This is a genomic window from Catenulispora rubra, from assembly GCF_015356825.1.
Classification (GTDB): domain Bacteria; phylum Actinomycetota; class Actinomycetes; order Streptomycetales; family Catenulisporaceae; genus Catenulispora; species Catenulispora rubra.
The window spans coordinates 1-5480 of the sequence record NZ_JAACYW010000469.1 but is presented as its reverse complement, the minus strand read 5'-3'; the positions used below and the strand labels follow the sequence as shown (position 1 = coordinate 5480).

8 protein-coding genes are annotated in these 5480 nt (G+C 72.5%); 4 read left to right on the top strand and 4 right to left on the bottom strand.

Annotated features, from left to right (window positions below; all coding sequences use genetic code 11):
• Window positions 1-442 (top strand): GNAT family N-acetyltransferase (locus tag GWK61_RS52395; protein WP_194921731.1); only part of this gene is annotated, 442 nt, incomplete at its 5' end.
• 149 nt (window positions 443-591) lie between these two features.
• Here GWK61_RS52395 and GWK61_RS52390 read toward each other — a convergent pair.
• Window positions 592-819 carry a hypothetical protein gene (locus tag GWK61_RS52390; RefSeq protein WP_194921730.1) on the bottom strand — a complete coding sequence of 76 codons (228 nt, stop codon included), beginning with the start codon at window positions 817-819 and terminating at the stop codon, window positions 592-594.
• A gap of 89 nt (window positions 820-908) precedes the next feature.
• Window positions 909-1379: a MarR family winged helix-turn-helix transcriptional regulator gene (locus GWK61_RS52385; RefSeq protein ID WP_323748176.1), complete on the bottom strand. Its 471-nt coding sequence runs from the start codon at window positions 1377-1379 to the stop codon at window positions 909-911.
• A 64-nt stretch (window positions 1380-1443) separates the two neighbouring features.
• Here GWK61_RS52385 and GWK61_RS52380 point away from each other — a divergent pair, with 64 nt between their 5' ends.
• Entirely contained in the window at window positions 1444-1827 is a 384-nt protein-coding gene (locus GWK61_RS52380; RefSeq protein ID WP_194921728.1) for a cupin domain-containing protein, read from the top strand.
• Window positions 1828-1886: 59 nt separating this feature from the next.
• Here the strand turns inward: GWK61_RS52380 and GWK61_RS52375 are convergent, their stop codons facing one another.
• Complete coding sequence (locus tag GWK61_RS52375) at window positions 1887-3011, bottom strand: S1C family serine protease (RefSeq protein ID WP_194921727.1); 1125 nt, start codon at window positions 3009-3011, stop codon at window positions 1887-1889.
• Window positions 3012-3292: 281 nt separating this feature from the next.
• On the opposite strand from GWK61_RS52375, the gene GWK61_RS52370 reads away from it, so the two are divergent.
• Window positions 3293-3799, top strand: coding sequence for an RNA polymerase sigma factor (locus tag GWK61_RS52370; protein WP_194921726.1), 507 nt, complete (start codon window positions 3293-3295; stop codon window positions 3797-3799).
• A complete protein-coding gene (locus GWK61_RS52365; protein WP_194921724.1) occupies window positions 3796-4467 on the top strand; it encodes a hypothetical protein in 672 nt (223 codons plus the stop codon). The genes GWK61_RS52370 and GWK61_RS52365 overlap by 4 nt, the downstream gene beginning before the upstream one ends.
• Window positions 4468-4541: 74 nt before the next feature.
• Here GWK61_RS52365 and GWK61_RS52360 read toward each other — a convergent pair whose 3' ends face one another.
• Entirely contained in the window at window positions 4542-5132 is a 591-nt protein-coding gene (locus GWK61_RS52360; RefSeq protein ID WP_194921722.1) for a hypothetical protein, read from the bottom strand.
• Window positions 5133-5480: the final 348 nt, after the last annotated feature.

Below are 5480 nucleotides of genomic sequence, written 5' to 3'. Positions count from 1 at the left end.
GTTCGCCGTCCACGAAAAGGACGGCTACCCGGTCAACTGGCCCACCGACCCCGAGAGCTGGCTGACCCCGGACCCCATGCTCGGCGCCTGGGTGGCAGCCGACGGCCCGTCGATCCTGGGCCACGTGGCACTCGCACCACCCAGCGACGCGTTCGCGGAAGGCATCAGCCAACCGGCCCAGAAGCTCGCCCTGGTAGGCCGCCTGTTCGTGGCAGTGGACGCGCGCCGAGGCGGCCTCGCCTCAGACCTGCTGTCGCACGCAGCCCAGTCGGCGCGCGACGAAGGACGCCGGGCAGTCCTCGAAGTGGACGCGAACGCCGCCGGCGCAGTCGCCTTCTACGAACGAGCCGGCTGGCGCTTCCTCCGCGACGACACCGGCGACTGGATCGCGGCCGACGGACTGCCGGCGCGGGTGCGCATCTATCTGGCGCCGGAGGGATAGGGCGGTCGCACAAAACGCTGCTCGCCGAGTCTGTCGCGAAGGCCAACTGCTGTGCCGGTACTTCTGCTGCTGTCCGGCGGCTGTGCAGTGCAAAGGCGAGCTTGTTGTGCTGGCGCTTCTGCGGTTACCCGGCCAACTCCGCAGCAGCCTCAGCCCTTCCGCCGCCGCATCATCGCCGTCCCCGCGAACGCCGCACTCGCCGCCGCCACCAGACCCCCGGCGAGCGTCCCCACGGAATCAGCAGCCTGCTTCTCCGGCTCGCTCACCTGGGCGGCGAGTGCCACCGGATGGGTGGATGCCGCGTGCGCGGGGCCGGCGCACAGTGCTGCGAGGGTCAAGGGCGCAACGGCGAGGCCGGTGAGAAGGCGATGTCTCATGATCACAGTCGAGACCTCCGCCCTCCCCGGGTCCAGGACCGACACGTCTCCGATCGGCCGGCGGCGGCATAAGACTGATGATCTGCGGGCTAGCCCTTGAACCATCCGGGAATGTCGAAGCGCGTCTCCCGGTCGGCCGTCATCGCGCGCAGCCCCTCCTCGATCGCGACCATCTGCTCCTCGCCGAGCTGCTCGGCCCACTGCGCTCGCAGCCGGGCCATCGCCTCGAACGCCCGCTGCTGCACCTCCACGCCGCGGGCCGTCAGTCGGATGATCTTGCTGCGCGCGTCCGCCGGGTCGGCGACCCGCTCCACATACCCTTCGCGTTCGAGCCCTTCGATGGTCTTGCCCGCGGCCTGCTTCGACACCCCGAGCCGGCGCCCGAGTTCGGAGGCGGTGACGCCGTCCCCGATCGCCTTGAACGCGACGCCGTGCAGCGACCGGAATCCGGGGTGGCCGGCCTCGGCGAGTTCGGCGTGCACGTCGTCGATCAGGGCACGGAACCCGAGCAGCAGCAGCCAGGGCAGGTCAGAGCCTCGCGGCGGCAACGTGCTTGACACGATCGACAACCTCATTGTCTATTAAGGACAACACTGTTGTCGATCCTACCCGCAGGAGCCGAGCATGTCCGTCATCCGCACCTCCCAGACCCGCCGCAGCCAGACCCCGGCGGCCACCATGACCACCCTCGCCTCGCCGACCCTGGGCACCGCCGACCGGCCGGTCTGGCGCGTGGACGTCGTCGCCGGGGCGCCGTCGGGGCCGCGGCACGTGATCGACGTCGAGCAGATCTGGGTCTTCACCGGCGGCGCCGCCACCGTGGAGCTGGCGGGGGAGTCGTACGCCGTGGCCGCCGGCGACACCATCGTGGTGCCGGCCGGCGCCGAGCGCTCCGTCGCCGCGGACCCCGCGAGCGGGTTCAGCGCGATCGTGACCGCCCCGGCCGGCGGCCGGGCGTGGACGCTGCCGCGCGAGGGCGACGGCATCGTCCCGCCGTGGACCGTCTGATGCCGACCGAACGAAGCCGATCGCGCGAAGCGAACGAGGGGTAGAACCAGCCGCCTGAATCAGCCGCTCAACGTCCCCAGCGTGACCGTCGCAGTCTTCTTCGACCCGTCCGAAGCCGTGTAGTCCACCTTCACCTGCTGCCCTGGCTTCAGCGTCACCAGCACCTGGGACAGCGTCGTCGGATCCGGCGTCGGCGTCCCGTTCACCGCGGTGATCACGTCGCCGACCTTCAGCCCGGCGGCCCCCGCGGCGCTGTTCGCCTCCAGCTGCGCGATCCCCACCCCGACCGGCGACCCGGTGTTGTCCACCACCCCGATCACCTTCACCCCGAGCGCGGCGCGGCCGGAGTCGGTCACCTTGCCGGAGGCGATCAGCTGGTCGGCGATCCGGGTCGCGGTCGCGGTCGGGATCGCGAAGCCGATGCCGGGCGCGGCGCTGTTGCCGAGTTCGGGGTTGAGCGCGGCGGCCGAGGGGATGCCGACGACCTCGCTCGACAGGTCCACCAGCGCGCCGCCGCTGTTGCCGTTGTTGATCGCCGCCGAGGTCTGGATGGCGTCGCCGACGGTGATCGCGGCCCCGCCGCCGGAGGCGTCGTTGGAGGTGACGGTGCGCCCCAGCGCCGAGACGATGCCCTGGGTCACCGTGCCGGTCAGCCCCAGCGGACTGCCCATCGCCAGCACGATCTGCCCGACCCGCAGCTTGGTGGAGTCGCCGAACTTCGCCGGCTTCAGCCCGCCGCCGCCGTTGCCGACCCGGATCACCGCCAGGTCGCCGGCCGGGTAGCTGCCGACCAGCGAGGCGGTCAGCGGCTGCCCGCCGGTGGGCTGCGTCACCGTGAAGCTGGTGGCGCGCCCGACGACGTGCGCGTTGGTGACGATGTCGCCCTTGCTGTCGTAGACCACGCCGGAGCCCAGGCCGCTGTCCGTGCTGATCTGCACCACCGACGGCAGCACGTTGCTCACCACGGTCTCGTAGTCCGACTGCAGCTGGTCCGAGGTCTGCCCGCTCGGCGCGCCGGACGCCGAAGACGCCGAAGACCCCGCCGCCGACGTCGCCGAACTCGTTGACGCCGCAGCCGGCGAGGAGTCCGAGGACTTCGCCTTCGACGATCCGCAGCCGGCGGCGGCCAGCAGGATCGCGCACACCGCGGCGGCGGCCGCACCCTTGTTCGCACGCTGCTTCAACGGTGACCTCGCTGAGTCGGGGGGCAACGGTCATCCGGGGGTCTGCGCGCGCCGGGGCCTGCGCAAACGTCGCCAGCGCCGGACGTGTGAACCGGCCCGCGCGGCGGGGCGTGCGGCGGCCCGTGTGACAGAATCCGGCGCAGACGGCAACTACAGGTGTGAGCGAGACGACGACGCAGCGACCACAGCGCCCTCGAGATCAGCCGCGATCGGAGCGAACGCATCCGGGACGCCCCCGGCGGCCCGCCCCGGACCACGACCCCGCCGCCGGTTTCGAGCACGTGTACCGCGCCAACATCGACGCGGTCACCGCCTACTTCGCCCGACGCACCACCGATCCGCAGACGGTCGCCGACCTGACCGCGGACACCTTCGTCGAGGCGATCACCTCCTACACCACCTTCGACCCCCGCCGCGGAACCGCGCGCGCCTGGCTGTTCGGCATAGCCCGCCGGATCTTCGCCGGGCACTGCGAGTCCGACGCCCGGCAGCGCGAGCGCGCGGTCCGGCTGGCGGGCCGCCGCGACCTGGCGGCGGACCACGTCGAAGAACTCCTCGACCGCATCGACGCCGAGCGCGAGGGCCGGACCCTGGTCAGCGAGCTGACCCGGCTGCCGGACCTGGACCGCCAGGCCGTCGAACTGGTCGACATCGCGGGCCTGAAGGCCAAGGAGGCGGCGCAGGTACTCGGCATCTCCGCGGGCGCGCTCCGCATGCGGCTCATGCGCGCCCGAACCCGTCTACGCAGGGCGCACGCCACGCGCCCGGAACCCGGAGTGACACCATGACCAACTTCGCCGACCACCTCTTCGAGGACCTGATGGCCGAGCACGGGGCCGAGCTGACCTCGGCTGCCGCGGCCGCGCAGGCCCCGGCTCCCGCGTCTCGCCGCCGCTACGCCCGCCCGGCCTGGGCTGGCGTCGGCACCGTCGCAGCGGCCGGCGCCGCAGCCGTCGGCTTCGGCGTCTTCGGCGGCACCGCCGCGGCCTACGCCGTGACGGACAACCACGACGGCACCGTGACCGTCTCCGTCGACGACGCCGGGGGCATCGCCGGCGCGAACGCCAAGCTCCACCAGCTCGGCGCCAGCGTCGCGGTGATCAAGGCCACGCCGGGCTGCCCGTCGATCAACACCTTCGCCGCCCCGAACCAGAACGCCGGCAAGACCACGCTCGGCGTGCAGGTCGGCCCCGGCGGCCTCAGCTCCGTCACGGTCCAGGGCCAGGGCCTGCCGAAGAATGACACGATGCTGGTCGTCTTCAGCTTCGACGGCGGCAAGGGCCAGGTCGCCTCGGTGCTGACCGACCAGCCCGTGCCGACCTGCGTGAGCCTGCCGGCCGGCCCGCCGAACGGCGCCGTGACCGGCAACGGCAACGGCAACGGCAACGGTCAGCTGAGCCAGACCGGGGGACCGGACTCCGGTTCCGTGCCGGCGCTGAACCAGCAGAAGGGCTGATCAGGGAACGAAGAGCTCCGGGTCGGCGCGGGGGCGCTGACCCGGAGCTTGATGCTGCTTTGCTGGCGGTGCCGCTACTTCTGGGCGAGAGCTGCGTCCAGCTCCCGTTCCTCCGCCGGAACGGCCGGCACCTCCCGATACCGCTCATGCGCGGTCTGCCGCGTGACCCCCAGCGCGTCCCCGATGAGCTCCCAACTCAGCTCCTGCGCGCGAGCCGCCCCGACCGCCGCCGCGATCTCCGTCCCGATCCGGGTCTGCGTCACCCGCAGCGCCTTGACCACCGCCAGCGGCCGCGCGTCGTACTCGCCGTCCTTCCGCGCCTTCTCCAGCACGCCGACCAGCCCCTCGGCGGCCTTGGCGACCGACAGGAAGTACACGGTGACGTCGTCCATGTGCGCGTCCCACAGCGCCCGCGCCGCCTCCTCGGCCTGCGGATCGTAGGCGACACGCTCGCCACGCCAGCCGCACACGCACGCCGGGACCAGCCACGCCGGCTCGGCGCCCGGGTCGTCCGAGCCGCTGCCCGCCGACCACCAGCCGTCCCGGAACTCCATCTCGGACCACCGGCCGCCCGAGCCGTACGTCGGGATCACGCCGTTGGCGAGCACCCCGACCGCGTGGCCCTCGTGTTCCTCGTCGGGGACGCCTTCGTAGAGCCAGCCCATCACGCGCTCCTTCGATGTCAGGATTTCCTTACGCGTGACTGTATGGAAACCCTGACATGATCGCAAGCAGGTCGCCTCCCGCGCCGCGCCTCCCGCCGCCACGCCCACGCGCGCCCGACGCGCCCCGCCTCACTCCGCCGGCCGAACCCCACTGGCCCCACCCGCGCATCAGCCTTCGAATGGAGCGGCGCGGGTCCACGCGGCGCCCCGCCCCAGCGAGCGACCGAACCGGAGGTCCCCGGCGTGGCGGACCCGCAGGATCAGCAGGAACCGCAGAATCCTCAGGCGGCACCTTCACCGGCGCCTTCACCGGCACCCTCACCGGCACCCTCACCGGCACCCTCACCG

Excerpts from the sequence above, each read along its gene's own strand:
- GWK61_RS52390 (WP_194921730.1), bottom strand. The coding sequence starts at position 819 with ATGAGACATCGCCTTCTCACCGGCCTCGCCGTTGCGCCCTTGACCCTC.
- GWK61_RS52380 (WP_194921728.1), top strand. The coding sequence starts at position 1,444 with ATGTCCGTCATCCGCACCTCCCAGACCCGCCGCAGCCAGACCCCGGCG.
- GWK61_RS52365 (WP_194921724.1), top strand. The coding sequence starts at position 3,796 with ATGACCAACTTCGCCGACCACCTCTTCGAGGACCTGATGGCCGAGCAC.
- GWK61_RS52360 (WP_194921722.1), bottom strand. The coding sequence starts at position 5,132 with ATGGGCTGGCTCTACGAAGGCGTCCCCGACGAGGAACACGAGGGCCAC.